This window comes from Gordonia sp. ABKF26 (assembly GCF_041103195.1).
Taxonomy (GTDB): Bacteria; Actinomycetota; Actinomycetes; order Mycobacteriales; family Mycobacteriaceae; genus Gordonia; species Gordonia terrae.
Genome location: NZ_JBGCVZ010000003.1, coordinates 957,956 through 980,662 on the forward strand (window position 1 = coordinate 957,956; position 22,707 = coordinate 980,662).

At 68.7% G+C, this 22,707-nt stretch carries 19 protein-coding genes; 9 read left to right on the top strand and 10 right to left on the bottom strand.

The window, feature by feature from the left end; translation table 11 throughout:
• Nucleotides 1–198 precede the first annotated feature (198 nt).
• Complete coding sequence (locus AB4Z55_RS04960) at nt 199–1,155, bottom strand: R2-like ligand-binding oxidase (protein ID WP_101820745.1); 957 nt, start codon at nt 1,153–1,155, stop codon at nt 199–201.
• Between the two features lie 405 nt (nt 1,156–1,560).
• Here AB4Z55_RS04960 and AB4Z55_RS04965 point away from each other — a divergent pair, with 405 nt between their 5' ends.
• A complete protein-coding gene (locus tag AB4Z55_RS04965; protein WP_101820746.1) occupies nt 1,561–2,688 on the top strand; it encodes an NDMA-dependent alcohol dehydrogenase in 1,128 nt (375 codons plus the stop codon).
• A gap of 51 nt (nt 2,689–2,739) precedes the next feature.
• Here the strand turns inward: AB4Z55_RS04965 and AB4Z55_RS04970 are convergent, their stop codons facing one another.
• Together AB4Z55_RS04970 and AB4Z55_RS04975 are read right to left on the bottom strand one after the other, a co-directional pair.
• A complete protein-coding gene (locus tag AB4Z55_RS04970; protein ID WP_354561848.1) occupies nt 2,740–3,309 on the bottom strand; it encodes an ion channel in 570 nt (189 codons plus the stop codon).
• Nucleotides 3,306–5,339 carry a M13 family metallopeptidase gene (locus AB4Z55_RS04975; protein WP_354561846.1) on the bottom strand — a complete coding sequence of 678 codons (2,034 nt, stop codon included), beginning with the start codon at nt 5,337–5,339 and terminating at the stop codon, nt 3,306–3,308. The genes AB4Z55_RS04970 and AB4Z55_RS04975 overlap by 4 nt, the downstream gene beginning before the upstream one ends.
• Before the next feature lie 110 nt (nt 5,340–5,449).
• On the opposite strand from AB4Z55_RS04975, the gene AB4Z55_RS04980 reads away from it, so the two are divergent.
• On the top strand, nt 5,450–6,904 hold the full coding sequence (locus AB4Z55_RS04980) for an NAD(P)/FAD-dependent oxidoreductase (protein WP_369519276.1): 1,455 nt from the start codon (nt 5,450–5,452) through the stop codon (nt 6,902–6,904).
• A gap of 41 nt (nt 6,905–6,945) precedes the next feature.
• Here the strand turns inward: AB4Z55_RS04980 and AB4Z55_RS04985 are convergent, their stop codons facing one another.
• Complete coding sequence (locus AB4Z55_RS04985) at nt 6,946–7,392, bottom strand: pyridoxamine 5'-phosphate oxidase family protein (RefSeq protein WP_369519277.1); 447 nt, start codon at nt 7,390–7,392, stop codon at nt 6,946–6,948.
• Between the two features lie 98 nt (nt 7,393–7,490).
• Here AB4Z55_RS04985 and AB4Z55_RS04990 point away from each other — a divergent pair, with 98 nt between their 5' ends.
• The 3 genes from AB4Z55_RS04990 to AB4Z55_RS05000 all read left to right on the top strand — a co-directional run bounded on the left by AB4Z55_RS04990 (nt 7,491) and on the right by AB4Z55_RS05000 (nt 9,953).
• Entirely contained in the window at nt 7,491–8,234 is a 744-nt protein-coding gene (locus tag AB4Z55_RS04990; protein WP_354561842.1) for a FadR/GntR family transcriptional regulator, read from the top strand.
• Entirely contained in the window at nt 8,234–8,953 is a 720-nt protein-coding gene (locus tag AB4Z55_RS04995) for a sterol desaturase family protein (protein WP_369519278.1), read from the top strand. Before AB4Z55_RS04990 ends, AB4Z55_RS04995 begins: the two co-directional genes overlap by 1 nt.
• Nucleotides 8,954–9,029: 76 nt before the next feature.
• Entirely contained in the window at nt 9,030–9,953 is a 924-nt protein-coding gene (locus tag AB4Z55_RS05000) for an NAD-dependent epimerase/dehydratase family protein (RefSeq protein ID WP_369519279.1), read from the top strand.
• Nucleotides 9,954–9,963: 10 nt separating this feature from the next.
• On the opposite strand, the gene AB4Z55_RS05005 is transcribed toward AB4Z55_RS05000, so the two are convergent.
• Complete coding sequence (locus AB4Z55_RS05005) at nt 9,964–10,707, bottom strand: pirin family protein (RefSeq protein WP_369519280.1); 744 nt, start codon at nt 10,705–10,707, stop codon at nt 9,964–9,966.
• Nucleotides 10,708–10,910: 203 nt separating this feature from the next.
• Here AB4Z55_RS05005 and AB4Z55_RS05010 point away from each other — a divergent pair, with 203 nt between their 5' ends.
• Nucleotides 10,911–12,548: an NTF2-like N-terminal transpeptidase domain-containing protein gene (locus AB4Z55_RS05010; protein ID WP_033205988.1), complete on the top strand. Its 1,638-nt coding sequence runs from the start codon at nt 10,911–10,913 to the stop codon at nt 12,546–12,548.
• A gap of 23 nt (nt 12,549–12,571) precedes the next feature.
• Here AB4Z55_RS05010 and AB4Z55_RS05015 read toward each other — a convergent pair whose 3' ends face one another.
• Nucleotides 12,572–13,036, bottom strand: a complete 465-nt coding sequence (locus tag AB4Z55_RS05015; protein WP_004023770.1) for a DUF3054 domain-containing protein — start codon at nt 13,034–13,036, stop codon at nt 12,572–12,574.
• A 6-nt stretch (nt 13,037–13,042) separates the two neighbouring features.
• Nucleotides 13,043–14,311: a YbhN family protein gene (locus tag AB4Z55_RS05020; protein WP_369519281.1), complete on the bottom strand. Its 1,269-nt coding sequence runs from the start codon at nt 14,309–14,311 to the stop codon at nt 13,043–13,045.
• Nucleotides 14,312–14,388: 77 nt separating this feature from the next.
• Between AB4Z55_RS05020 and AB4Z55_RS05025 the strand changes: the two genes are divergently transcribed.
• From AB4Z55_RS05025 to AB4Z55_RS05035, 3 genes are read left to right on the top strand one after another with little or no spacing between them, the layout of a single operon-like run.
• Nucleotides 14,389–15,723 carry an AI-2E family transporter gene (locus AB4Z55_RS05025; protein ID WP_354561836.1) on the top strand — a complete coding sequence of 445 codons (1,335 nt, stop codon included), beginning with the start codon at nt 14,389–14,391 and terminating at the stop codon, nt 15,721–15,723.
• Between the two features lie 11 nt (nt 15,724–15,734).
• Nucleotides 15,735–16,955, top strand: a complete 1,221-nt coding sequence (gene macS / locus AB4Z55_RS05030) for a MacS family sensor histidine kinase (protein WP_354562035.1) — start codon at nt 15,735–15,737, stop codon at nt 16,953–16,955.
• The gene (locus AB4Z55_RS05035; protein WP_064572022.1) at nt 16,952–17,629 is read left to right on the top strand and encodes a response regulator transcription factor; all 678 of its coding nucleotides are present in this window, start codon (nt 16,952–16,954) and stop codon (nt 17,627–17,629) included. The genes macS and AB4Z55_RS05035 overlap by 4 nt, the downstream gene beginning before the upstream one ends.
• A gap of 59 nt (nt 17,630–17,688) precedes the next feature.
• Here AB4Z55_RS05035 and AB4Z55_RS05040 read toward each other — a convergent pair whose 3' ends face one another.
• From AB4Z55_RS05040 to trmB, 3 genes are all read right to left on the bottom strand, one after another.
• Nucleotides 17,689–20,934: an MMPL family transporter gene (locus tag AB4Z55_RS05040; RefSeq protein WP_369519282.1), complete on the bottom strand. Its 3,246-nt coding sequence runs from the start codon at nt 20,932–20,934 to the stop codon at nt 17,689–17,691.
• 224 nt (nt 20,935–21,158) lie between these two features.
• On the bottom strand, nt 21,159–21,827 hold the full coding sequence (locus tag AB4Z55_RS05045) for an NYN domain-containing protein (RefSeq protein ID WP_354561832.1): 669 nt from the start codon (nt 21,825–21,827) through the stop codon (nt 21,159–21,161).
• Nucleotides 21,820–22,611 carry a tRNA (guanosine(46)-N7)-methyltransferase TrmB gene (gene trmB, locus AB4Z55_RS05050; protein ID WP_354562033.1) on the bottom strand — a complete coding sequence of 264 codons (792 nt, stop codon included), beginning with the start codon at nt 22,609–22,611 and terminating at the stop codon, nt 21,820–21,822. The genes AB4Z55_RS05045 and trmB overlap by 8 nt, the downstream gene beginning before the upstream one ends.
• Between the last annotated feature and the right edge of the window lie 96 nt (nt 22,612–22,707).

Here is a 22,707-nt window from a genome sequence, read left to right on the forward strand (position 1 = left end):
GGCTGCGCTCGGTGCCGGCTCAACCAGCGGAGGGGCGTCGCTTCGCTCGGTGCCGGCTCAACCAGCAGAGGAGCGTCGCTTCGCTCGGTGGACGGGGATTCTGCTGGTCGAGCAGCGTCGACCGAGCGTAGCGAGGACGCCGCGTTCGTCGAGACCACTCGGTGAGGTGGTGTCAACCAGCGGAGGAGTGATGCCCCGTCACATCTGCAGGCGGACGGCGTCGTCCTCGCCGAACTGGTCTTCCAGCACCTCGGGGGAGTAGTCGAGGTCGATCTCGGCGACCGGGCGTCCTCGGGCGGACTCGATGGCCGAGAGCCGACGCTGGGCGCGGTCGGCCGCATAGGCGAGGAACTCGTCGTTGTCGAGGCCGAAGGGTTGGACCTCGAACTGCTGGTTGACCCACTCGATCATGCCCAGCGCGAGCGGCAACAGTTCGTTCATGCGTTCGCCGACGGCGTCCCACAGCGAGTCGTCGGCCGCGACGTGCCGGCGACACGTGAAGGTTCCCCACGCCATGTGCCGCCGCTCGTCGTCGCCGATGAACCGGATCAGCTTCTGCATCCCCGGGAAGATCCCGTGCCTGGTGCACACCTTCTGCCACGCGTGGTAGCCGGTCAGCGCCAGGCTGCCCTCGATCACGTGGTTGTAGGTGACGCTGGCGCGGATCTGGTTCCGGGGCGACGGGTCGTGGTCGAGGACGTGCAGGGACGCGGGCAGCTCTTCGTAGAACAACTGGCGATAGTAGGGATTCGCGCTGACGAAGCTCTGGAGGTCGCCGGTGAGGCCGACCGCGTCCATCCACCGCCGGAACACCTGGGTGTGCTTGGCCTCTTCGAAACAGAACTGCGACAGGTACATCTCGTCGCCGAACCGGCCCTCGGTCGCCATCGCCTTCATGAACGGCTGGATGTCCTGGGTGACCGCCTCCTCGCCGGCGATGAACTGACTCACCAGGTAGGTGGCGCTCCGGCGCTGCTCGTCGGTGAGCTCGGCCCAGTCCTGTGCGTCCTGCGAGAAGTCGATGGCGATCGGATCCCAGAACCGAGCATTGCCTTTCACGAAGAGCCGCAACGGAAACGAGTCCCAGTTGAGACCGCCCTGTCGCAATGACGAGAAGTCGGCCCGGCCCTCCGCTTTGTGTTCGATGAGAGTCATGAGATCACCAGCCAGACACTTCGGAAGTGGAGTACCCCGACGCTAACCCCTTCCTCGATCCGGAGATATGAGATCGACCAACTCTGTTGTCGCGGACTGGGTTCCGGCCTGACGCCGATCGGTGGGCGATGTCGTCATCGTCGAACCCGGTGGCGTCGGCCGGGCGGCCGACGCCGTCGACCGTGCGGCCTGGCTCGTCGGGTGTGCGGTCGTAATCGAGACTGTCCGGAGCCCGGGTCGACGGCCGCCCGAACCCGGCCTGGAACGTCACCGCAATCCTGTGCCATGGATCGCGTGAAACGCCTGCGAGAGTGTCGGCGGTGGACCACCATGTGACCTACGTCGCATAAGCAGACGGCGATATCTGACGCCCCGGTGCCGGGGCAGCACGAGCGAGGAGCACGAATGAAGACCAAAGGTGCAGTTCTGCGCAATCCGGGCGAAGAGTGGAAGATCGAGGAGTTCGAGCTCGGCGATCCGGTGGCGGGCGAAGTCCAGGTCAAACTCGTCAGCTCGGGTTTGTGCCACTCGGATCACCACCTGCGGACCGGCGACAGCCCGGCGCCGATGCCGGTACTCGGCGGTCACGAGGGCGCCGGAGTCGTGACCAAGGTGGGTCCCGGTGTCACCCGCCTCAAGGAGGGCGACCACGTCGTCACCGCGTTCATCCCGGCCTGCGGAACATGCGAGCCGTGCTCGCGCGGTCAGCAGAACATCTGCGACGAGGGTGCTCGCCTGCTGACCGGTCTGTCCATCGCCGACGACACCAACCGCGCGTACACGCACGACGGGGTACCCCTCGTGCAGATGTGCATGCTCGGGACATTCGCGCCCTACATCACCGTCAATCAGGCGTCGCTGGTCAAGATCGAAGACGACATCCCGCTGCAGGCGGCCGCGCTGCTCGGTTGCGGTGTCGCGACCGGTTGGGGTTCGGCCGTCGAGATCGGTGGCACCCACGCCGGTGACACCGTGGTGGTCGTCGGCATCGGTGGTGTCGGCATCAACTCGATCCAGGGTGCGGCCGCCGCCGGCGCACGCAACGTCATCGCCGTCGATCCGGTGCCGTTCAAGTTGCAGATGGCCGAAAAGCTGGGTGCGACACACACGTTCCCGTCGATGGAGGCTGCGCTCGAGGCGATCGGCGACATCACGTGGGGCAAGATGGCCAACACCACGATCCTCACCGTGGGCGAGATCGACGGTTCGATGATCGCTCCCGCCCTCGCCCTCACAGGTAAGGCCGGGCAGGTCGTCGTGGTCGGTATGGGCAACTTCCAGTCGATGGACGCCCAGATGAACCTCTTCGACCTCACCCTCATGCAGAAGCGCGTGCAGGGTGCGATCTTCGGTGGAGCGAGCCCCCGCACCCAGGTTCCGGCGCTGCTCAACGAATACCGCGCCGGCAAGCTCAATCTCGACGATCTGGTGACCAAGACCTACCGTCTCGATCAGATCAACGAGGCATACGACGACATGCTGGCGGGCAACAACATCCGCGGCATGATCGTCTACGGCGACGACGACTACTGAGCCGACCGGCCAGGGTTCACGACATCGCCACGGCGAGCAAGCGACGCCAGATCACCGCACGGTGGTCTGGCGTCGCTCGTTGATCAGCAGGTTGAGGAATCGCAGTCCCAGTCCGAGTAGCACCAGCGTGCTGGCCATCTGGATCGACACCGCGACCCGGGCGCCCTGCGAGTCCGGTGCGATGTCGCCGAACCCCGTCGTGGTGAAGACCGTCAGACAGAAGTACAGCGCATCGACGCGTGTCAGGGACTCGTTGAAACTCCCGGTGTCGTACTCGGAGAACAGGAAATAGGTCGTCGCGAACGCGACGATGTAGAAGCTCGCCAGTGCCACGAGCATCTCCATCGCGGTCGCGACCGGCCGGTCCGAGTGGCTGAACCGGCGGACCTCCCAGACGCAGAACCAGATCAACGCCACGGCACCGATGATCAGACCCAGGTAGTTGACGTCACTGGCCTTGTTGATGGGCAGCAGGAAATAACCCGTCAGCAGGAGGACCGCCGCGCCGATCGGCCGCAGCAGCGCGATCGTGAGATCGCGCCCCCGCACCAGACCCAGTGATGCGGCCGTGCCCGGCGCAGGCGTGTCTCGCGGACCCGTGCCGCCGGGAACGTCGTTCACCAGATCCGCACGCGCTCGGCCGGGTCGAGATACAGCGCGTCCCCCGGCTCGACGTCGAAGGCGTCGTAGAACGCATCCATGTTGCGGACGACGCCGTTGCAGCGGAACTCCGGCGGTGAGTGCGGGTCGATCGAGAGGCGCCGGATGGCTTCGGCATCACGGGTCTTGGTCCGCCAGATCTGCGCCCAGCTGTAGAACACGCGCTGCGTCCCGGTCAGGCCGTCGATGACCGGTGGCTCGGAGCCGGCGCCGGAGCCATCGGGCCCGCTCGCTTCGCTCCCGGCGCCCTCGGTCGCGATCTGGTACGCGACGAGAGCGATCGACAACCCGCCGAGGTCGCCGATGTTCTCGCCAATGGTGAAGTCGCCGTTGACCTTGTGCTCGGGATCGAGCCCGGTCGGCGTGAACTCCCCGTACTGGTCGATGAGTTTGCGTGTCCGCGAGGAGAACTCGGTGCGGTCGGTGTCGGTCCACCAGTCGACGAGGTTGCCGTCGCCGTCGTACTTGGCGCCCTGGTCGTCGAAGCCGTGCCCGATCTCGTGACCGATGACCGCACCGATGCCCCCGTAGTTGACCGCGTCGTCGGCGTCGGGGTCGAAGAAGGGCGGCTGGAGGATCGCGGCGGGGAACACGATCTCGTTCATGCCGGGGTTGTAGTACGCGTTGACCGTCTGCGGCGTCATGAACCATTCGTCGCGGTCGACCGGCGAACCGATCTTGGCGAACTCGCGATCCTGCTCGAACGACGAGGCGCGCGCCACGTTCCCGATGAGGTCACCACGGTCCACGCTGAGCGAGCTGTAGTCCCGCCACTTGGCCGGGTAGCCGATCTTCGGGTTGAACTTGCCGAGTTTGACAAGGGCCTTCTCCCGGGTCTCCGGGGTCATCCACGGCAGGTCGGAGATGTTGCGGCGGTAGGCCTCCACCAGGTTGGCGATCAGTTCGTCCATCCGAGCCTTGGCCTCGGGCGGGAAGTGCTTGGCCACATAGAGTTTGCCGACCGCAAAGCCCATCGCGCCTTCGACGAAGCCGACACCGCGCTTCCACCGGTCCCGGTTCGTCTCCGCACCGGTGAGGGTGCGGCCGTAGAAGTCGAAGTTCTCGTCGACGAACGGCGACGACAGGTACGGCGCCGCCGAGCGCAGCAGGCGCCACGTCAGCCAGGTCTTCCACTCGTCCAGCGGGCGGCTGGTGACGAGCTCGCCGACGCCCGACACGAAGGACGGCTGCGCGACGACGACCTCGGCAAAGGTGGCATCGCCGCTGGTGCCCAGCCCGCCGAACCACTCGGAGAAGGGGAATCCATCTGCGGTGGACGCCAATTCGTTCAGCGACATGAGGTTGTAGGTCAGCTCGGCATCGCGGCGTCGAACCACATCCCAGTGCCGGCCGGCGATGGCTGTCTCGAGGTCGAGGATCACTGCTGCCCGAGCGGCCGCGTCGTCGAACCCGGCCAGCGCGAACATGCGCTCGACGTGCGCGACATACGCCGTCCTGGTCTCGGCGTGCTTGTCCTCCCGGTAATAGGACTCGTCGGGAAGTCCGAGGCCGGACTGTGTCAGGTGCACGAGGTAACGGTCGGACTGCTTCGCGTCGGTGTCCACGTAGTAGCCGAACAGACCACCCGTGCCGTGCCGCTGGAGCCGGCCGATCCGCCGGGCGAGTGCCTCGATGGAGTCGATGGCGGCGATCTTCTCGAGTTCGCCGGTGATCGGGCCGATCCCGAGGGCCTCGATGTGGTCGGTGTCCATGAACGAGGCGTACAGATCGCCGATCTTCTGCGCGTCGGAGCCGCTCTCCGGGCTCGAGGCGGCGCACTCGGTGATGATGTCGCGCACGTGCTCTTCGGAGTTGTCGCGGAGGACGTGGAAGGCGCCGTCGACCGAACGGTCCTCGGGGATGACATGCGACTCGAGCCACTTACCGTTCACATGGGCGAACAGATCGTCCTGGATGCGGACGGAATCGTCGACCCACTCGAGGTCGAGTCCGGAGTTGAGGTCAGTATTCGATGCAGTCACGCGCTCCATCCTGTCACCGGATCGGCGATTCGTCAGCCGCCTCCGCCGTAGGCGAAACCCGCCGGCGTCGTCTCCGCAGACTCGGCGATCGCGGGTACGAATCCGCCTACGCTGAACCCATGGAGTCAACCTTCGACGTCGTCGTGATCGGTGGCGGTCCGGTGGGCGAGAACGTCGCCGACTACGCGATCCGGGGCAGTGATCGAACCGCTGCCGTCATCGAGCACGAACTCATGGGCGGTGAGTGCTCGTACTGGGCGTGTATGCCGAGCAAGGCGCTGCTGGGTCCGGGGTCGGCGCTCGAGGAGGCTCGTGCCCTGGCGGGCGCGCGTGAACGTGTGAGCGGGGAACTGCCCGACGCCGCCGGCGTTCTCGGGTGGCGCGACACCGTGACCGGGCGCCGCGAGGGACCCGGTGCCACGCACGACGACGCCGGTCAGGTGCGGTGGGCAGAAGGTGCGGGGATCGACGTGATCCGCGGACACGGGCGGATCACGGGGGAGCGCCAGGTGACCGTCGGTGACACGGTGTTGACGGCGCGCGAGGCAGTGGTCGTCGCAACCGGCAGCACGGCGTCGATCCCGCCGACGCCGGGTCTGGCGGACGCGCTCCCCTGGACGTCCCGCGACGCGACGAATCTCGTCGACGTACCGGATCGCGTCCTGGTCCTCGGCGGCGGCGTGGTGGCCTGCGAGGCGGTGACATGGTTGCTCGATCTCGGGGTGCGTGAGGTCGTGATGGCCATCCGGGGCGACCGGCTACTGCCCAAGATGGAGTCGTTCGTCCCGCAGCTGATCGCGGAGTCGTTCACCCGTCGCGGCGTCGACATCCGGTTCGGCACGACGATCGAGTCCGTCGATCGGCCCGACGTCGCCGACACGGGCTACGGACGCATCCACGGCGGGCCCGCGACCGTCGACCTGGCCGGGGACGGGGCCGGCAGGATCGTCGTCGACGAGATCCTGGTGGCCGCGGGACGCTCGCCCGCGACGCGGGATCTGGGTCTCGAGTCGGTGGGTCTCGAGGCGGGCGGCCCGCTCCGCGTCGACGACCATCTGACGGTGGCGGACCATCCGTGGCTCTACGCGGTGGGAGATGTGAACGGCCGTAATGCGTTGACGCACATGGGCAAGTACCAGGCGCGGGTGGCCGGCGACGTGATCGCCGCGCGCGCGGAGGGCCGCGGCCTCGACGGCCCACGGTTCGCCGCGGCCTCGGACCATGGCGCGGTTCCGCAGGTGGTGTTCACCCGGCCGGAGATCGCAGCGGTCGGCCTGACCGAGAGACAGGCGAAGGACGCCGGGGTCGACGTGCGGATCGCCGACGGGGACATCTCGGTCGCGGGGTCGTATCTGACCGATCCGGAGTACTCGGGCCACGCCTGTCTCGTCGTCGACGCGAGCCGCGACGTCCTCGTGGGGGCGACGTTCGTGGGGCCGCAGACAGCGGAACTCGTGCATTCGGCGACCGTGGCGATCGTCGGTGAGGTCCCGCTGTCGCGACTGTGGCACGCGGTCCCGTCGTATCCGACGATCAGTGAGGTGTGGCTGCGGCTGCTCGATCAGCTGCGATGAACCGCGGCCCGGTGGGCTGAGGCCGGGGCCCGATCCGCGGGTCAGAAGCTCAGTCGCCGGATCTTGTCCGGCCGGATGACGATCCGCACCCAGTCATCGGCGAGGATCTCGGCGAGATCCTGGGCGCGGGTGGGGTCGTCGAGGTCCCAGTAGCGGTCGGCGAGTCGGGTCGCGAGGTCGCGTGCGGCGTCGCCGTCGGTCTCGACCCGCGCCGGACCGGCTATGGCGATCCAGCGTTCGCGCTCGTCGGCCGGTGTGGCGACCACGATCGAGGCGCGCGGGTCGGAGGCGAGTCGGCGGACCTTGAGCGAATCGGGGCCGGTGAAGAGCTGGACCTCGCCCTCTGATGTCGCCTCGAACCAGACGGGCCGGGGCTGCGGGGGCGTCGGACCGGTGGCCGTCGAGAAGAAGCCGAGGAGGGGGCGGGCCAGGAACTCGAGGTCGTCGGTGCCGAGGGTGTCCGAGGAGATCGCAGTGGTGTCGCTCATGGTCGGTACAACCCGCGCGGCGGCCGATCATTCCATGACCGCCAGGGCATTGGTCTGACCACTTGACCACCAGGCCTGCGGCGGTTTACGGTCGGCGCATGCCGTTCGAGCCCGTGTCCCAGCAGAGCGCCCCCGAGATCGTCTTCGACCAGATCGTCGAAGGTGTCCTGTCCGGTGATCTGCCGGCGGGTGAGGCTCTGCCCAGCGAACGCGAGTTGGCGCGCATCCTCGGTGTGTCGCGGCCCACCGTGCGGGAAGCGTTGAAGCGGGTGGCAGCCGCAGGCCTGGTCTCCATCCGCCAGGGCGATGGCGCACGGGTCCAGGACATCGCACGCACGGGCGGTCTCGATCTGTTGCCGCGCTTGCTCATCCGGGGCGGTGCGCTTGTGCCGAGCGTTGCGCGCTCGATCGTCGAGGCGCGCGCGGCGGTGGGGCCGGACGTCGCGGGTCTCGCCGCGAAGCGGGCGACAAGCGACCACATCGAGAGGCTGTCGTCGGTGCTCGCCGACCTCGCCGTCGAACCGGACCCGGTCGCCCAACAGGTCGTCGCACTCGAATTCTGGAGCACGGTCGTCGACGCGGCCGACTCCATCGCCTTCCGTCTCATGTACAACTCGCTCCGCGCCGCGTACGAGCCTGCGGTTCCCGCGCTCGCATCGATGCTGGAGCCGGAGGTGGGGAACATCGAGGGCTATCGAGCGGTCGTCGATGCGGTCGGTACACACGATCCCGAACGCGCGGCGACCGCCGCTCGTGAACTGCTCGCTCCCGCGACGGCGTCCCTACTCGACCTCTGCCGGGCGCTCGAAGACACCGAATCCGTTCCCGGAGAGGAGAGCTGATGTCTGCCGACGACATCGACGCCACCGCCCGCAGGCAGGTCGCCGCAGACGAACGACGCATGCGGTCGCGCAAATCGACGACCCTGCGCGGCGCATTCGCCGAGTTCCTGCGACACCCATCGCCCTGGATGATCGCCGCATTCTTCCTGACCTCGCTCGCGGCGCGGTTGTGGTTGAGCGGCTGGGGTATTGCCGACCTACTGGTCCCCGTCGTGATGATCGCGACCTTCCCGCTGGCGGAATGGCTGATCCACGTCTTCGTGTTGCACTGGCGGCCGAAGCGGTGGGGTCCCATCACCATCGATCCCCTGGTTGCGCGGAAGCATCGGGAACATCACGCGAACCCTCGGAACATCCCGCTGGTGTTCATTCCGTGGCAGGTGCTGGTCACGGTCGTCCTCGCGGCCGTCGCGGTGGGGCTCGTCGTATTCGCCAGTGCAGAACGGGGTCTCACGTTCATGGTGACGCTCGCGGCGATCGGACTGGTCTATGAATGGACGCACTATCTGATCCACTCCGACTACCGGCCGCGCCACGCCTACTATCGCCGGCTGTGGCGGAATCATCGCTTCCACCACTACCGCAACGAACACTACTGGTTCGCGGTCACCACGGCAGGCACCGCGGACCGGTTGTTGCACACCTATCCCGACCCCGAGACGGTCGAGAAGTCCCCCACCGCAAAAGATCTACATGCGCTGACGCAGTCGGGGGACTGACCGGGGAACTCCGTCAGGTTGCGTTTTGTCCCGGTAACCGGGACAAAGCGCAACCTGATCCGGGAGACTTTCGCGCATGCGGGTATTCGTGACCGGCGGTACGGGGGCCATCGGGGGATACGCGGTGCCCGCGATGATCGCCGCCGGATACGACGTGCGCGCCCTCGCGCGAACAGATGCCGCCGCGTCCGCATTGCGTGCTCACGGCGCCACCCCGGTTCGGGTGTCGTTGTTCGATCGTGATGGCCTCGCCGAGAGCTTCGACCACTGCGCCGCGGTGGTCAATCTCGCTTCGGCGCTCCCGGGTACGGCGTCGTTCGTCCGACTGTCGGCCTGGACGGACTGCCACCGCATCCGACGGGAGGGCTCGGCAGCGGTGGTCGATGCGGCCATCGCCGCCGGTGTGCCGCGAGTGCTGCAGGAGTCGGTTGTCATGGTGTACACCGGTTCCGGGGACCGTTGGATCGACGAGGAATCGCCCGTCGATCACTATCCGATCGCGACCGGCAATCATGCCGCCGAGGCGTCGGCCCATCGCTTCACCGATTCCGGTGGCGCCGGCGTCGTGCTCCGGTTCGGACTGTTCTACGGTGCCGGCGCCGCTCACAGCGAACAACTGATGTCGCTCGCGCGGCGTCGGGTCGGCTTCCGGGCGGGCCGTCCCGATGCCTACGTCTCCTCGATCCATCTCGCCGATGCCGCCGCAGCCGTGGTGTCTGCGCTCCACGTCGATTCCGGCACCTACAACATCGTCGACGATCTACCGGTCACCAAGCGGAACCACACGGCTGCCCTGGCCGGCGCGGTCGGCAGGCATCCCGTGGTGACCGGACCCGGTCGTGCTGCACTGCTGCTCGGCGAGCGCACCACGTCGCTGACCCGATCGCTCCGGGTGTCCAACAAGCGGTTTCGGTCAGCCGGTGGATGGCAGCCGCACTATTACTCGGTGTGGGAGGGGTACGCGCAGATGGCGCGCCGGCTCGGCGTCGGGTCGAGCTGATCAGCCGGCGCTAGCCACCGCCCAACCCGGCAGCCATCGACCACACCAGCACCTCGGCGTCGGTGTCGGCGGTGATCGAGAACGGCTCCGCGTCGGCGCCCCGCACGGCGTCACCCGGACCGAGTACACCGATCTCGTCGATGCCGACCTGTCCGTCCACGACGAACAGATGGGTGAACCGGCAACCGGGCACCTCGACGGTCTCGCCCGACCGGAGTCGTGCCGCGTACAGGGTGGCGCCCGAGTTGGCGACGGAGATCGCCGGGTTGCGGCCCGGGTCGCCGGACGCGATCGGTACGAGACCACCGGCGGCGAGACGCTCGCGGACGTCGGCCTGCTCATACGAGGGAGCGAGGCCGTGGCGGTCGGGCATCAACCACATCTGGACGTACCGGACGGGCTCGCTGCCGGAACCGGCGAGATCGGGCCAGGCGTCGTTGCGCTCGGAGTGCTCCACCCCGGTACCCGCGCTCATCCGTTGGACCAGGCCGGGGTAGAGGACCCCGGAGTGCCCCGCCGAGTCGCGGTGGACCAGCGTCCCCGAGACCACCCAGGTCACGATCTCGCTCTCCTGATGGGAGTGCAGGTCGAAGCCCGCGCCCGGCGCGACGACCTCGTCGTTGACCGCCAGCAATGCGCCGAAGTGGGTGTTCGACGGGTCGTAGTTGTCGCCGAACGAGAAGCAGTGCCGCGAGGTCAGCCAGTCGGTGGCGGTGACGGCACGATCGTCACTGCGGAACACGGTGAAAACCATGTATTCATTGTCCCAGTCCGGCAAGCTGAGGACGGTCGGGGACGACCGGGTCCGGCGGTGTCGATGCCGAAGCCGGACGACGATCTCGCACGTTCGCGAAGTGTCAAAGGTCCCGGCGACGAGATGAGTTTGTGACCGGCTTGATCCCCGAATGGAAGCTCGCGGCGTCGATTTCGAGTGTTACACGAGTGAAAATTGGTGTCATGAAGATCTGGGTCAAGCGCGCGACGTCAGCCGCTTGCGCCGCGGTCACGTGCGCGGTCATGGTGAGTTCCTGTGGATTCGCCGGTTCGTCGGACACGGGTGCCGCTGCCGCCATCGATGCATTCGCCGCCGCACTGAGCCGTCAGGACGCCGGCGGGGCCGCGACGTTCACCACCGCGCCGGGACAGGCCGGTGACAGTCTCACCACCACTTTGAAACAGATGTCCGCGCAGCGGGTCGACGTCGACGTCGAGAACCCCGTCGAATACAGCGACGGGACGGCCACGTTCTCGGTCACCACCACCTGGAACTGGGACAAGGGCCGCGAGTACGAGTCGACCAGCGGCGGCACCGCGCGCAAACTCTCATCGGGCTGGAAGGTCACCTGGGACCCCGCGATCCTGCATGCCGGTCTCACCGCCGGTGGCACCCTCCGCGAGATCCGCACCGATGCGAAGCCGGCGCCGACCGTGCGCAGCCGTTCCGGCAAGGTCTTCATGTACGCCCAGCCGGTCAACGAGATCGTCCTCGACCCCACCCGCACCGCCGATCTGAACGCCTCGGTGCGGGCGCTGGCCGGGGTGATCGCACCCATCGCCCCGATGATCACCGGGCAGGTGATCCGCGAGAAGCTCGACGCGACCCCCGGCAAGGCGATCACCGCGGTCGGACTGCGTGACTCCGACATGGAGGTCCTCGCGGGTGACCCGCGGCGCGTACCCGGCGTCACGGTCAATCGGTCCGACCAGCTCGTGATGGCCGACCGGCGGCTCTCCTCGCCCCTCGAGGACGGACTGACCAACTACTGGCAGGCCATCCGCGATGCCACCGCCGGGTGGCAGGTCGAGATGCTGGGTCCGGGGGCGGCACCCCGCAAACTGGCGGGCGAGCAGGGGCCGCCCGGGCCGGACGTGCCGACGACCGTCGATCAGGGCATCCAGCTGACCCTGGGCGATGCGGCCGTCGAGGTGGGCCAGCCGGCGACCATCCTGACCCTCGACGCGCAGACCGGCGCGATCCTCGGGATGGCGCAGAACTCGTACGCGATCGACAGCGGTGTCGACATCGACCGCCCGTATCCGGTCGGTACGACGCTCAACCCGGTCTTCGACGCGATCGGGCGAGCCGCGGGGCCGCAGCACGAGCGCGGCGACGAACTCCTCGATCGGCTCGGACTCGGCGTCCAGTTCACGGTGCCGGGCGCAAGCGTTCCCACCCCGGATCGTCCCGGTATCGCGACCATCGACTTCCGGCCCGGTCAGAGCATGATGTCGATGACGAACATGGCCGCCTTCGGTGTCGCCATGGCGCGCAGCGCCGCCGGCCAGACGTCCTCGGTACCGCCGTTCGTACTGAAGAACGTGCCCACGAAGGTCTCCGGAGGCGACCTCGGCGGCCTCGACCCGGCCGTCGTCCGGCCGGTTCTCCAGGCGATGACCTCGACGGCCGCCACCGGTGATGCCAGTGACCTGACCCGGGCCCCGGGACTGCGCGCCCTGGTGGGCACCAACGGTCCGGAGGGGCCGGGATGGTTCGTGGGTCTGCAGGGCGGCCAGGTCGTCGTGATCTACACCGAGGGACCGAAGTCGGGGACCGCCGCGCTCCAGGTCGCGCAGAAGTACTTCACGATCAAGTAGCTCCCCGCCAGGTCAGGGGTCGGTCAGGCGGCGGCGCGCCGACCCAGCACGGCGAAGACGGCTCGCCAGCCGAGCAGGAAGGCGGCGAGCACCACGGCCGCGACGATCACGAAACTGACCGCCACCCCCTGGCTGAGGATGAACCGCAGGATCATCGCGACGGTCACCGTGCAGAACCAGACGACGAGGCCGACCGGGACGACCCGGTCCGGACGGTAGTCGTGCCCGAAGAAATCGCTCGACCGCACGTGCGCATAGACGTAGGTGATCGACCAACCGGCCGCGCAGCCGGCCAGGAACGGCCACAGCGTGTGGAGCACCGAGGTCAGCACATACCCCTCTTCGTGGCTGGCCCGGCCGATCAGGACGAAGACCGCGATCGCCACGGCGTCGAACAGGGCTGCGACGGGAGCCGTCGCCGTTCCGCGCGCAGGCGAGGTCCCCGTCTCCGCCGTGTCGGAGCCCCGATCCGTCTTCGAGCTCAGCATGGTGGACTACCGTACCGGGTCCGACGGCGGATCGGTGTCGGACGTTCGGCCGGAGTCCCCGGGAAACCGGCCGTCGGACTCGTCGGCGGGCGACCTGCCCGAGGTGTCGGGGCCGATGCCGTCGGGAGGCGGGGGGTCGGGCCGGGTGGGGCCGTCGGGCATCGTCGGCGACGGCTCGTCGGCCGCGCGTTCGAGAACCTCGGCGTCGCGCTCCACCTCGTCGATGAACGTGTCGTCGCGCTTGATGCGGTTGCGGAACATCAGGCCGATGACCACCCAGCCGATCGCCGAGACGATGACGTAGCTGATCAGACGGTAGATGAGGACCGCGGTGATCGCGTCGGCCGCGGGCATCCCGGCGCTGGTGAGTGCGGGCACCAGCACCGCGTCGACGACACCGATACCGCCCGGCAGCAGGGGGATCGCCGAACCGACGGCCTTGCCCGCCGCGTAGGCGACCATCAGGCCCGAGATGCTCGGGTGCGCGTCGACCGCCCAGCAGGCGAACATCAGGCAGGCCACATCGGCGACCCAGTTGAACAGGCTCCAGCCGAAGGCCACCGAGGTGTCGCGCTTGGTGAGTTGCACCGCCCGGAGCTGTTCGAGGGTCTCGAAGAGGCGCTCGGTCCCGTGGTCCTCCGGCTTGTTGCGGAGCTGATTCACCCAGCCGAGGACACGAATCCCGGTGCTCTTCAACGACTCCGGGTGGCTGGCCAGATACTGCAGCACCACCGCGACCGCGAGGAACCCGGCGACGGAGAAGACGACCGAGAACGGGCTGGTCTTCGCGCCGGCCAGCAGGGCGCCGCCGAATCCGAGGACGGCGAGACCGATACCGGCGAGCAGGCCCGACATCACGACCTGCCACGACGCGATGACCGGCGTCGCACCCCACTTGCGGGTCTCGCGGTAGGTGAACGCCGGGGCGAGCACCTGGCCGCCCGGCATCGTCTGGCTCAGCGAGTTGGCCGCCAGGATGACCGACAGTGACTTCCACTGCGTGACGCGCAGGCCCGCGGACCGCAAGAGGGCGCGCTGGACCTGCGCGAAGCTGTCCATCGACAGCATCGCGGCGACCAGACAGGCCGCCACCCAGTGCCACTGGATCTCGCCGATGCGGAACCAGGCGCCCTTGAGCTCGGGCCAGATGAGGACGACTTCGACGGCGAGGATGACGAGGACGACGGCGAGCAGGACCCAACGCACCCACCAGAACCGAGGACGGGTGGCCGGGGCTGCCGCGCCCCCCGGCGAGCCAACATCCTCCGACGACATACGTGCCACCCTAGGGTAGGGGGCCCGGTGTCGATGACGACCCCCGTCGGCCACCTGCACTGTCTAGTGTGACTGTCGTGACCGAAGCCGAACGAGCCGAGCGGCCGCGCGATGTCCGCGACCTTGCGTCCATCGACCGGGCCAAGGTGCACCCCCAGGTACGGGCGGCGGCGGAATGGGCGTGGCGGTTGCTGCTCCTGGTTGCGGCGGGATACGTCGCCACCAGGGTGTTCCGGGAGTTCGAAGAGGTCCTCGTCCCGGTCGCCCTCGCCATCCTGATCGCGGCCATGCTGGTCCCCGGAGTCGATGCACTCGACCGGCGTGGGTTGCCGCGGTCGCTTGCGGTGATCGTCAACCTCGTCCTGGCGATCGGGTTGCTCGCGGCGGTCATGACGTTCGTGGTCCGCGAGTTCATCGACGGCGTCCCCGAACTCGCCGAGCAGGTTCGGGTGACCGTCGAGAAGACCAGGGAATGGCTCATCAACGGGCCCCTGGGGCTCGACCGGGACCAGGTGCGCAACTTCGGCACCGACACCCTCGACTTCATCCAGCACAACCAGGACCGTGTCACCAGCGGCGCGCTGGCCACGGCCACCACGGCGAGCGAGATCATCACCGGTGCACTTCTGACGTTGTTCCTGCTGATCTTCTTCCTCTACGGCGGGGGCCAGATCTGGCAGTTCTCCGTCAAGCTGATCCCGCAGGCCAACCGGAATCGGGTGTGGGAGGCGGGTATCGCCGGGTTCGGCACCCTCGTCGGCTATGTCCGGGCGACGGTCGCGGTGGCCTTCGTCGACGCCTGCGGCATCGGCATCGGACTCGCGATCCTGCAAGTACCCCTGGCGCTCCCGTTGGCGTCGCTGGTCTTCCTGGGCGCGTTCATCCCGATCGTCGGCGCCCTGGTCACCGGCACCCTGGCGGTGCTGGTGGCCCTGGTGACCCAGGGCTGGATCGCGGCAGTCGTCGCCCTCGCCATCGTCGTCGGCGTCATGCAACTCGAAAGTCATGTGCTGCAGCCGTTCCTGCTGGGCCGGTCGGTGCGGTTGCACCCGGTCGCGGTGGTGCTCGGCATCGCGGCCGGCCTCGTGTCGGCCGGCATCATCGGTGGCCTGCTCGCCGTGCCCCTGATCGCGTTCTTCAACACCGCGATCCGGCGTCTGAAGGGGAGCGAGGCCGACGGCGCCCACGACGACCGACGCCCGGGGGTCGTCGCCGAGCCGGATCCGCCGGTCTGGGACACCGACGATCCCGACGCCGCGGCCGAGACGCTCGCGCAGGAGGTGTCGAGCACCGACTCGCGCCGGGACGCCGAACCAGGCGACCAGGCGGATTCCGAGCCGGGTCTCACCCGGAGCGAGCAGACCGGGCCGGACCGGGCGGGACCCGACCGCGACGGGGGCGGCGCGACGTGACCCGCCGGCCGCTGCCGGGTGCGGTCACCGAGCGGGACCGGACGCGCGAACCGGCCCGACCGGCGCGGGTCGTCGACCACGATCCGGTCGGCCCACTGTGGCGGGGTGCGCAGATCTTCCGGTTGCTGTCGTACCTGTATGCGCTCGGCTTCCAGATCGCCGTCAACCCCGACCTCGACCGCAGCGGCGTCGCCTGGGTCCTCTTCGGTCTCCTGTCCGCGTGGACGCTGGTCAGCGGCATCGGCTACTTCGTCGGGTTCACGCGCAACCGGGTGTGGGTCGGCGCCGAGGTGGTCGTCGTCTGCGCGCTGATGCTGTCGACGTCGTATGTCGCCGGCGCGGACTGGGCGTGGCACAACCAGACCTGGCCCACCACCCTGTGGGCCACCAACGCCGTCATCTCGGTCGCGATCCTCACCGGCCCGGTCGGCGGGATCGTGGCGGGTCTGATCGTCGGCGGCACCAGTACCTTCGTCAAGGGCGAACTCAACCTCGACTTCGGGCGCAACGCCACGATCATCGTCATCGTCGCGACCGGCATGGCGGTCGGACTCGCGGCCGCGAACGCCCGCCGGGTCCAGGAGCAGCTGTCGCGGGCCGCGCGTATCGCGGCAGCCGCCGAGGAACGCGAGCGGCTCTCGCGCGAGGTTCACGACGGTGTCCTCCAGGTCCTGGCGCTGATCGCTCGACGCGGTCGCGAGATCGGCGGTCCGACAGACGAACTGGCCAGGCTCGCGGCGGAGCAGGAGCGAGCGCTGCGTCGACTGATCTCGGATACCGACGACCCCGTCGCAAGCGACCCCGACGCGCAACGCAGCGTCGATCTGGCCGCCGCCCTCCGCGTCTTCGGCGACGGCCGGGTGTCGGTCAGTGCTCCCGCCGACCCGGTGATGATCCCGGCGCATCGGGGTGCCGAGATCCGTGCGGCGGTCGTCAACGCACTCGACAACGTGGTCAATCACGCCGGTCCCGGTGCGCGTGCGTACATCCTGGTGGAGGATCTGGGATCGGATGTGGTGGTGAGTGTGCGCGACGACGGGATCGGCATCCCGGACGGCAGGCTCGCCGAGGCGGTCGCGCAGGGACGCGTCGGGGTGTCGAAGTCGATCGTCGGGCGGATCGAATCCCTCGGCGGCACAGCGCGACTCGACACCGAAACGGGTGCGGGCACGGAGTGGGAGTTCACGGTCCCGCGGGACGAGAGCGGAAGGTCGAGGGGAGCAACGGGATGAGTGCAGGCCGGAGTGACGGAGAGCAGGCGCCGCTGCGGATCATGGTCGTCGACGACCATCCGATCTGGCGGGAGGCGGTGGCCCGTGATCTCGCCGACGAGGGATTCGACGTCGTCGCCACCGCCGACGGTGTGGGCAGTGCGGGCCGGCGTGCGGCCGCCGTCACGCCCGACGTCGTGCTGATGGACATGCAACTACCCGATGGCACCGGCACCGAGGCGACGGCCGCGGTCCTCGCGGTCTCGCCCCACACGCGCATCCTCGTCTTGTCGGCCTCCGGCGAGCGCGACGACGTGCTCGAAGCCGTGAAGGCCGGGGCCAGTGGCTATCTGGTGAAGTCGTCGTCCCGGGAAGAGTTGGTGGAGGCGGTGCGCGCCACCGCCGACGGCCAGGCGGTCTTCACGCCGGGGCTCGCGGGGCTGGTGCTTGGCGAGTACCGGCGCATGTCGCAGCAGCCCGACGCCGCGCCCGCGGCGCCCGTGCTCACCGAGCGCGAGACCGAGGTGTTGCGTCTGGTCGCAAAAGGATTGAGCGCCAAGCAGATCGCGCGGCGCCTCGACCTCAGTCACCGAACGGTCGAGAACCACGTCCAGGCCACCCTCCGCAAGCTCCAGCTCGGCAACCGGGTGGAACTGACCCGCTACGTCATCGAACACGGCCTCGAGGAGGAGTGAACTCCTCGAGGCCGTGTTCGCTCTGTTCGGTTCCGTACCAACGCTATTCGACCGAACGGTCACTTCTGCGAGCGACTCCGCTTCAACAGTTCCTGGACGCTGATCTGGCCGTCGTCGCCGGTGTCGTCGGACCGGGCGTGCCGGTCCGCGCGCGGGCGACGACGCCGCGTCGACTCGTCCGCCGGGCGATCCTGTTCACCCGAGGCGGGACCGGTGTCGGGTCGCGGGGCGGCCGCCGGGGTGGCGTCGGCGCTGAGGCCGCGCTCCATCGGCGACGGACCGTTGCTGCGACGCCCACGCGACGAGGGGGTCGCGGTCTCCGGACTCACCGACGCCGCGAGCGGGCGGCGGCCGGTCTCGTCGAGGGCCGGTCGGCGGCCGAGGGGCGACCGCTGTCCGGTCGGCTCCGGGTTCGGGCGGACCGGGCCCGGGGGCGGGGTCGGGTTCGGCCGCCCACCGGTCTCCGGCACCCGTGACGGGCCCGACGGGGGAGTGACCGTCGGACGGTCGCCGTTCGTCGACCTGGGTGCGGCGTCACCGAGTCGGATTCCGCCCTCGCCCAAACTCCAGCCGCCGGTGTCGGGACGATCGCTCTTCGACAGCGCGGAGCGGCGATACGGCGTCGCCGGACGGCGTTCGGCCGGTTCGGGACTCGGCGCCGTGGGCGCGGGGGACGGTCCGACACGAGCCGGCGGGGTGCGCGGCGGGGTCGGCCCGGGGTTCGGGCGTCCCGTGGTCGTCGGCGGACCCACCGGGGCGCCCTGGGGGCCCGGTACCGGTCCGGGGCGGGCGGTGCCGAGCGGTCGGTCCGGAGCGGACCGGGCCGGTGCGGCGGACCGACTGGTGCCGGCCGGTGCCCGACCCCGGCCGGGGACGGCGCCCGCCGGGACCGGTTGCCTGCGAGCCGCGGCCATCACCGAGGTCGGGGCCTCGGCCACCACGGTGCCCGCGCTCATCGGACGGGCGCCCGCACCGGCGTCGCGCTGCTCGTCGGGTTCGTCGTCGAGAACGGTCTCGCCGAGACCGATCTTGCGCTGGACCACTCGCATCCATCGCGGTGCCCACCAGCAGTCGTCGCCGAGCAACTTCATCACGGACGGCACGAGCAGCATGCGGATGACCGTGGCGTCGAGGATCAGCGCGGCGATCATGCCGAACGCGATGTACTTCATCATCACGATCTCGGACAGGCTGAACGCGCCGGTGACGACGACGAGGATCGCGGCGGCCGCGGTGATGATGCCGCCGGTGTGCGCGGTGCCGCTGCGGATCGCCTCGGTCGTGCTCGCGCCCTTCTGTCTGGCCTCGACCATTCGGGAGAGCAGGAACACCTCGTAGTCGGTCGAGAGGCCGAACACGATGGCGATGATCAGCACCAGCACGGCGGCGAACAGCGGGCCCGGGGTGAAGTTGGCCAGTTCGGCGCCGTGGCCGTCGACGAAGATCCAGGTGAGGATGCCGAGCGTGGCACCGAGGCCCAGGGCCGTCATGAGTGCCGCCTTGATGGGCAGCACGATCGAGCCGAACTGCAGGAACATCAACAAGCCGGTGATCAGGACGAGCATGACCGCCATCAACGGAAGTCGCTGCATGAGGGCGTCGATCGAGTCCTGCGTGAGTGCCGGGGTGCCCGACACGTACATGGTGAGACCCTCGGTGTCGATCGCGCGCAACTGCTCGATCGCCTGGGCTGCGGTGTTCCGGTCCTGCAGACCCGCAGACACCTGGTACACGCCCACGTTCGGATACCGCTCGGCGTCGAAGGAGCCGAAGTCGGACTTGTCGGCGTCGCTGAACTTGTTGGTGAAGCCGGGGACCTCGTCGGCGCGTTTGGCGATCGCGTCGAGCTTGTTCTGGTCGGCCTGGCTCGACTCGTCGTAGACGATGACGAGCTTGATGGCCTCGGTCCGCTCCTGCGGGAAGTACTCGTCGAACTTCTCCTGCGCGACACGGTTGGGGTTGTCCGGCGGCAGGAACTTCTCGCTGATACCGCCGAACTGGATGCTGCCGAACGGGATGATCAGCGCGAGCAACAGGAGCACGGTCGGGACGGCGGTCCGGACCGGGTGCTTCATCACCCAGGTCGCGAGGCGTCCCCAGAAGCCGTTCTCGACCTCCTGGCTGGTCTTCATGCGGCCGCTGAACCGGCTCTCGATCGCCGCGGCACGTTCGTCGCCGGAGAAGCGGCGGGCCAGCGGCACCGCGGTGTACTTCATGATCGTGCTGATCGACAGCATGTTCACGCGGGGCCCGAGGATGCCCAGGATCGCCGGGAGGACCGTGATCGACAGGATCGCGGCGAGGGACACCGAGGCGATCGCGCCGTAGGCGACGGACTTGAGGAAGCCCTGCGGCATGATCAGCAGACACGCCAGGGCGGCGACGATGATCGTCGCGGAGAAGACCACCGTCTGGCCGGCGGTCATCACGGTTCTTCGGACCGCGGCCTTCGTCGAATACCCCTCACCGAGTTCCTCGCGGAAACGCGACACGATGAACAGGCCGTAGTCGATCGCGATGCCGAGGCCGATCAGCGTGACCACCGACTGCGCGAAGATGTTCAGCTCGGTGGTGAGCGCCAGGATCTTCATGATGCCCAGCGAACCGGCGATCGTCAGACCGCCGATGAGGACGGGGAGGCAGGCGGCGACGACGCCGCCGAACACGAAGAACAGCATGATCGCCACCAGCGGTAGCGCGAGCACCTCGGCCCGATGGATGTCCTTGTCCATGCCCTCGGCCATCGAACCGGCGACCGGTTGCAGGCCGGCGAGCTCGAAGGTCGTACCGGGTAGATCGAAACGTTCGGGAATGTCGTCGAAGAACGGTTCGATGGTCTTGTAGTTGTTCAGGACCGTCGTGTCGTCGTTGCCGGCGACGCCGATGCTGATGAAGGCGTGTCGGCCGTCCTCGGTGAACAGCCGGTCCTGCAGCGTGCTCTGGGCGGGCTGGACGAGGAACGGGTCGTACAGGCCCGGATCGGCGCGACCGACGATGTCGGGATGGGTCGCGATCAGGTCCTCGACGAACGTCTCCACCTTGGTCCCGAAGGCCTTGTCGTCGACGCGGGTGCCCTCGGGCGGCGTGATCATCAGGATGACGTCGGAGGTGTGGTCGCGTCCCAGCGCCTGGTCGGCGTACCGCGCACCGGTGTCGGACTCCGATGTCGGGTCGAACCATCCGCTCTGGCTGAGGTGCTTGCCGAGATCGAGACCGTACAGTCCGAGTCCGGCCATCATCGCGATCATCACCGCGATGACGAGGAAGCGCATTCGATAGACGAATGTGCCGATGAACCGGAACACGCTGATGTCCTTTCGTGTACGACGACGAGTCGGGCACTCTGGTCGCCCGCCGTTGCGGAGCGCCGGTGGCGATTCTGTCAGTTTCTGCGAAAGATCCTGACAGTGTTGCCTGAGTGATCCCTGAGGCGTCGGCCTCGGATCACCCGCGGGCATCCCCACGCCGACGCCCGACCACGGGTCGCCGACAGCCGTCCGGTGACACCCCCGAACGACGACGCCGCAGGTCAGCGCAGCAGCGCGCTGAGCGGACGGAAGGGCGTGAGCCACGCACCCTCGTCGGGCAGGGAGTCCAGGCCGATGCGTGGCAGCGGCTCGCGGAACACACCGGGGATGTCCTCGAGATCGATGAACTCCAGCTCTTCGGTGCTCAGTGCCCAGCTGGCGTGCTCACGGAATCCGATGACGGTGACGGGCACGCCGTCGCCGACCACGTCGAGGAGTGGTTCGCGGAATGCCTGGCCGTCGGCGGACGCCACGATCACGCCGGCTAGTCCCACAGTGTGCCTGCGAAGTTCGATGTGGTCGAGCATGTCGGAGTCGACGTCGCTGTCGTCGGACAGCTTCGGCTTGGCGAAGACGGCGAAACCGACATTTCGGAGCGCGTCGACCCACGGCCGGACAACGTCGGCGCTACCAGGGGCGATGTTGGTGAAGACGGTGGCCTCGGGCTCGACCGCGCCGCCGTCGGTGAGAGCGGACACATCTGCGGTCCGTTGCAGCAACCACCGGCCGAGAGCGTCGAATCGGGGGCGGTGTGCGGCGGTCGGGCGCCCGCCGAGCAGTGCACCGAGACCCATGTCCATGTTGGGCGCGTCCCACACCAACAGCATGCGGCGCGTCCCGGTCTGGCCGGCGATGGTGTCGGCGAAACCGGTCGGGCTGTGGTCACTCATGGCGGGCTCCCGTCGGGGTGTCGCCGGTCGAGCTGACCGGCGGGGTGGGCCGCGTGTACACGAACTCGCTGACGTAGCGGCCGTCGCGCTCGGCGCGTCCCTCGAACTTCGTCGTCGGCCGTTCCAGCAGGATCGGCGACTCGCGGGTCAGCTGGACGACGTGCGGACGATCGGCGTCCTGGGTGGCGAGCGCCTCCGCGATCCACTCGGCGTAACCCGCGTGATCGGTCGCGATGTGGAGCACTCCGCCCGGGATGAGACGGTCGGCGATCAGCTCCAGTGTGCCGGTCTGGACGAAGCGCCGCTTGTGGTGACGCGATTTGGGCCAGGGATCGGGAAAGAACAGCCGGACACCGGTGAGGCTCGACGGCGGGATGAGTTCGGTGAGGACGATGGCGGCGTCGCCGCGGATCAGGCGCACGTTGGTGAGCCCGTTGCGGTCGACGAGGCCGAGCAGCTGCGCGAGGCCCGGCTTGTAGACCTCGACGGCCAGGACGTCGACGTCGGGCTCCGCCTCGGCCATCGCCGCGGTCGAGATGCCGGTCCCGCTGCCGATCTCGAGGACCTTCGGGGCGTCGCGCCCGAACAGGTCGGTCAGGTCGAGTCGCGGCTCGGGGATCCGCTCGGGCCCGATCTCCAGGTCGCGGCCCAGGACCGGCCACAGCGTCTCCCAGTTGCGCTGCTGACCGGTCGTCAACGTGCCGCGGCGGAAGCGGAAGCTCGTCACGCGGGGGTACAACCGGGACCTGTCGGGGCTGTTGTTCACGCGTCCATGGTTGCGCATCGCGCCGTTTCCACGAAGTCGCGGGCGGATTGCGGCTGCGGTCACGGGCATCCGGGCCGGCTCGGGCGTGGGCCGGATCCGCCCCTGACGGGGGTG

What these genes read in the sequence shown, in the direction of transcription:
- AB4Z55_RS04960 (WP_101820745.1), bottom strand. Translation starts at nt 1,155, where the DNA reads ATGACTCTCATCGAACACAAAGCGGAGGGCCGGGCCGACTTCTCGTCA.
- AB4Z55_RS04965 (WP_101820746.1), top strand. Translation starts at nt 1,561, where the DNA reads ATGAAGACCAAAGGTGCAGTTCTGCGCAATCCGGGCGAAGAGTGGAAG.
- AB4Z55_RS04975 (WP_354561846.1), bottom strand. Translation starts at nt 5,339, where the DNA reads ATGGAGCGCGTGACTGCATCGAATACTGACCTCAACTCCGGACTCGAC.
- AB4Z55_RS04980 (WP_369519276.1), top strand. Translation starts at nt 5,450, where the DNA reads ATGGAGTCAACCTTCGACGTCGTCGTGATCGGTGGCGGTCCGGTGGGC.
- AB4Z55_RS04985 (WP_369519277.1), bottom strand. Translation starts at nt 7,392, where the DNA reads ATGAGCGACACCACTGCGATCTCCTCGGACACCCTCGGCACCGACGAC.
- AB4Z55_RS04990 (WP_354561842.1), top strand. Translation starts at nt 7,491, where the DNA reads ATGCCGTTCGAGCCCGTGTCCCAGCAGAGCGCCCCCGAGATCGTCTTC.
- AB4Z55_RS04995 (WP_369519278.1), top strand. Translation starts at nt 8,234, where the DNA reads ATGTCTGCCGACGACATCGACGCCACCGCCCGCAGGCAGGTCGCCGCA.
- AB4Z55_RS05000 (WP_369519279.1), top strand. Translation starts at nt 9,030, where the DNA reads ATGCGGGTATTCGTGACCGGCGGTACGGGGGCCATCGGGGGATACGCG.
- AB4Z55_RS05005 (WP_369519280.1), bottom strand. Translation starts at nt 10,707, where the DNA reads ATGGTTTTCACCGTGTTCCGCAGTGACGATCGTGCCGTCACCGCCACC.
- AB4Z55_RS05010 (WP_033205988.1), top strand. Translation starts at nt 10,911, where the DNA reads ATGAAGATCTGGGTCAAGCGCGCGACGTCAGCCGCTTGCGCCGCGGTC.
- AB4Z55_RS05015 (WP_004023770.1), bottom strand. Translation starts at nt 13,036, where the DNA reads ATGCTGAGCTCGAAGACGGATCGGGGCTCCGACACGGCGGAGACGGGG.
- AB4Z55_RS05020 (WP_369519281.1), bottom strand. Translation starts at nt 14,311, where the DNA reads ATGTCGTCGGAGGATGTTGGCTCGCCGGGGGGCGCGGCAGCCCCGGCC.
- AB4Z55_RS05035 (WP_064572022.1), top strand. Translation starts at nt 16,952, where the DNA reads ATGAGTGCAGGCCGGAGTGACGGAGAGCAGGCGCCGCTGCGGATCATG.
- AB4Z55_RS05045 (WP_354561832.1), bottom strand. Translation starts at nt 21,827, where the DNA reads ATGAGTGACCACAGCCCGACCGGTTTCGCCGACACCATCGCCGGCCAG.
- trmB (WP_354562033.1), bottom strand. Translation starts at nt 22,611, where the DNA reads ATGCGCAACCATGGACGCGTGAACAACAGCCCCGACAGGTCCCGGTTG.